General features: G+C 46.4%; 2 protein-coding genes and 1 pseudogene. All 3 read right to left on the reverse strand.

All coding sequences use genetic code 11. The annotated features are described in order from the left end of the window. Positions 1–760: nucleoside-diphosphate sugar epimerase/dehydratase (locus tag HU218_RS13370; protein ID WP_425509255.1), on the reverse strand; the 760-nt coding region annotated here is incomplete at its 3' end. Between the two features lie 138 nt (positions 761–898). Next, positions 899–2164: an O-antigen polymerase gene (locus HU218_RS13375; RefSeq protein ID WP_174875437.1), complete on the reverse strand. Its 1266-nt coding sequence runs from the start codon at positions 2162–2164 to the stop codon at positions 899–901. 81 nt (positions 2165–2245) lie between these two features. Continuing rightward, positions 2246–2373: pseudogene (locus HU218_RS16955) on the reverse strand (gfo/Idh/MocA family oxidoreductase); the annotation flags it as partial.

Genomic DNA, 2373 nt, shown 5'->3' on the forward strand with positions numbered 1-2373 from the left:
GGTCGCGGCCCAGCAGGTCTTCGATCTCCACCTCGCGCAGCTCGTCCACCCGCACCTCGCCGGACACCAGGTCGGCCATGCCCGGCAGCCGCTTGATCGGCACGTGCAGCCTTTCCAGCTGCTCCAGAATCTGGCGGTGGCGGCCACGACTGGTCGATGGCATCGCCAGCAGGAGCAGCTGCGCATCGGTATCGTCCACCAGCTCGGCGATGGTTTTCGGATCATGCACCATCAGGCCACGGAAAGTGCGGCCCCACAACTGCGGGTTGTCATCCACAAACGCCATCGGCCGGTACTCGCGGCCTTCCTGCAATGCCACCATCAGCTGCAGGCCGGCACGGCCGGCGCCGTAGATGATCACCGGCCTGCGCGGCGCATCCAGCGCGTCGATGCGACGTGCCACCCCGCGCAGCAGGAAGCGGCTGCAACCGAGATAGGCCATCGCGAACATCCAGAAAATGATGATGGCGGTATGAGGGAAAGCCTCAATACCAGCCAGCCAAATCACCGCCATCAACATCAGTACCGATAGCGACACCCCCAGCACCACGGTGTAAACGATACGGTCGTCGAGGAACTTCAATACCGCACGGTACAGCCCCAGCTTGATGAAGATTGGCAGCACCCACAACGGTGGCACCGCGAAAATCCACAGGTAGGGATCCAGCTTCGAGTCCCAGTTACCACCCAGGCGCAGCAACACCGCGCTCCACAACGCCAGCGGTAGCAGCAGCGTATCCAGCAGCATCAACAGCGCCATTTTATGACGTCGGGAAATAGAAAAAAAATAGTCTAGCATATATGTAATAGCAACCTACAATTCAAAAAAATCGACCACCAACTTAACAACATGCAAAACACCAAAAACCGATAAAACAGCAAATCACTCAGGCATAAATTAATTTTTCACTAAAAAACCAATCACCCCAAAAAAAACAAAAGCGGCCACCATGTATTCAGCAATGACTAACATTGCACTCAACTGAGAAAAATCAGTCTTTGCCGCCAAAAATATAAAAGTAGTCAAATAAAGCAAATAAAAAATTTTAAAAAAATACGATCTCGAGGAAATTGCCGCAGCTCCAAACACGCCGGAAAAAAAACCCATAAAAAATGGTAAAACAAGGACTCCTGCAAAACCAAACGCGGCATAAGAGGCGCCAAATATCGTCAAAGGCAGCCCACCTCCCGGGTCATCGTAGAAAAAACTTGACTTTATAATCCATGGCAACATCCAATCGCTACCAAAAATTTTCACTAGCCCTAATGGATAGGCAAATCCTTCTAACAAATTAAGTCCACCTGTAAAATCCAACCCCTTCCCCATCTTTTGCAACAAAACTATTAAAACAGGAAAATTAGGCACATTCCCACGGTCAATCAGCAACGAAAAAAGCACATCAACCAAATCACTGGAAGAGTCTCCAGCAGATGAAATATAACGCAACACAAAAAATATAACTGCCAGTACCATCAGAGCAAAAATCTGAAGCAATACTTTCTTTATATTTAATCCACCATCAAAATTTGCAATAAAAAAAGCTGGTGCCAAGCTAAGCAACGTCAAGGTAATTCTACCTTCCGATGCAAATATTAATAACGTTATTATTGCATACAAGCCAAATCCATTCCAACCTCTTTTTATTCTATTAACCGCGTAAACATAGCACCCAATTATCGAAAAAGGATATAAAAAAGTTGAATAACCAACATCTTCATGTTGATATTTTCGCAACGCTATTGAACCTAGAAATTCTAATACACCACCAGATGTCACATAAGCAACATAGAGAAAATTAAGCAGTGCCATCACAAGTAAAAACCAGCAAACCCATGGCGCTGAACTCAACATTACCCTTTCAAAATATGGCACATGATCACTCACTTTCCATTTAATATTTTTTGCACAAAAAACCCCAAAAACAAAAAGAAGAAACCCACCCACGTACACCAACAACGCCAAAGGCATGTACTCGCCAGGGTATTCAACGTAATAAAAATACCCCGCCGAGTAATTGCTCAAATAACCTGACAATGCATTTAAAAACCCAAGTATATACATCGGCGAAAAAAACAACACAGGGCTTATTTTCCCATAACGCAAATCATTTATGAAAAAAAACACCCCAACAATAATACCAAAAGAAATCAGTATTTCTATCATTTTGTAAAGATCAGCAAGACATAAAAATTTTACCTACCTCACAAGGCATGAGGCCGCATTTGATAACACAGAGTTTACCCACTACTCCAGCGGCAGGCTGATGCGCTTGCCGTCGCGGGCCGACAGATACATGCCGATCAGCAGTTCCAGCGACTTCAGGCCTTCGCGACCGTCGGTTTCCGGCTCGGCTTCACCGCGCATCACGTTGA

Source organism: Vogesella oryzae, from assembly GCF_902829295.1.
Classification (GTDB): Bacteria; Pseudomonadota; Gammaproteobacteria; order Burkholderiales; family Chromobacteriaceae; genus Vogesella; species Vogesella oryzae.

Coding starts and splice junctions, on each gene's coding strand:
- HU218_RS13375 (WP_174875437.1), bottom strand. CDS start 2,164: ATGATAGAAATACTGATTTCTTTTGGTATTATTGTTGGGGTGTTTTTT.